General features: G+C 47.1%; 2 protein-coding genes. One reads left to right on the plus strand and one right to left on the minus strand.

What is annotated here, in order from left to right:
* Positions 1-98 precede the first annotated feature (98 nt).
* Positions 99-629 (plus strand): GGDEF domain-containing protein, encoded by a 531-nt coding sequence (locus ACKTSG_RS14295; protein WP_407895697.1) that lies wholly within the window; start codon positions 99-101, stop codon positions 627-629.
* Positions 630-678: 49 nt separating this feature from the next.
* On the opposite strand, the gene ACKTSG_RS14300 is transcribed toward ACKTSG_RS14295, so the two are convergent.
* Positions 679-1026, minus strand: a complete 348-nt coding sequence (locus ACKTSG_RS14300; protein ID WP_407895699.1) for a hypothetical protein — start codon at positions 1024-1026, stop codon at positions 679-681.
* Between the last annotated feature and the right edge of the window lie 149 nt (positions 1027-1175).

A 1175-nucleotide genomic window follows, 5' to 3' on the forward strand; every position in this document is an offset into this window, starting at 1 on the left:
CACCAACCCGTCTCTTTGACTCGTTGCTGGTAAGATAACACTCTACGGCTTCGATATAAGTTTCTACTGAAATCTTAGTCATACAAATACCCCCAAAGTTGTGTTCCAACTTTAGGGGTAAAGGTCAGACTGGGCTATCAAACTTCGGACAGTTCGACAAAGACTTGCAAGCGGCGTTTGAACGCTATCAAGATCACAATGAGCTTTACTCGCTATACACCTTTGATGTCGACCACTTCAAAGCCATTAACGACGAATTCGGGCATTTGTCTGGCAACGAAGTCTTGAAAGCAGTCGCCAAACACTTGCAACAACTCTCCGGGACTTGGGAATATCGGGCCAAAGTCTACCGGACTGGTGGTGAAGAATTCTCTATTCTCTTGTTTGATGTGGTGGAATCCTACCAACGCGCCACAGAAATTTCTCAACAACTGCGTCATGAGCTCAATGGGTTGGAATTTCGCTTCGATGACCAGTGTTTGCATTTAACGATTTCACTGGGACAAGATCGCGCCACCGCTGATGATAAAAACTACCTAGATCTTTATCGCCGGGCCGATGCGTTCTTGTATACCTCTAAAAATAATGGCCGGGATGTCGCCACGATTCGTGGGCAACTGGTCCACTAACGGCAAAAAGCTTCGCACATGACTTGAAATCAAATCATGTGCGAAGCTTTTAGTTTAAGGTTTTTGGGTTTTGCCAGACATCAACGCCACCGAGCCGCCGCTCTAAGGTGATGGTCCAATGCTTTTGAGTGGTTTGGCTTTCAGACAAAGTATACAGCGCCTGATCATCAAGTTGGCGAAAGGTCATGGTGTAAGTCGGCGCGTCGAACAAGAAATCCTGTTGGCGGATGATCTTGCTGATGTGCGTCAGTTTGTCTTGCGGGTAACCATTGGCCTTCAGTTTTTTGATCATCACGGTGCGAACTTGCTGGGTTTCCCACGCATTTTTTGCAAACCAGCCGCCAATCAACATAAATGGCAAGGCCATTAGTAACCAGAATAGTTTTTGGGTGGTCATGCCTTGCCTCCTAGTGTGTCAACCAAGCTTGCGCGATTTTATCAGCGGCCACTTCATTGACCGTTTTTGGCACACTACAGTTGCTCATCACGATCACCGCATCACGCCCAGATTGGGTAATCCGCAAGAAACATTCAAAGCCATAGCCG

It is taken from the genome of Lacticaseibacillus salsurae, assembly GCF_045862175.1.
Lineage (GTDB): Bacteria > Bacillota > Bacilli > Lactobacillales > Lactobacillaceae > Lacticaseibacillus > Lacticaseibacillus salsurae.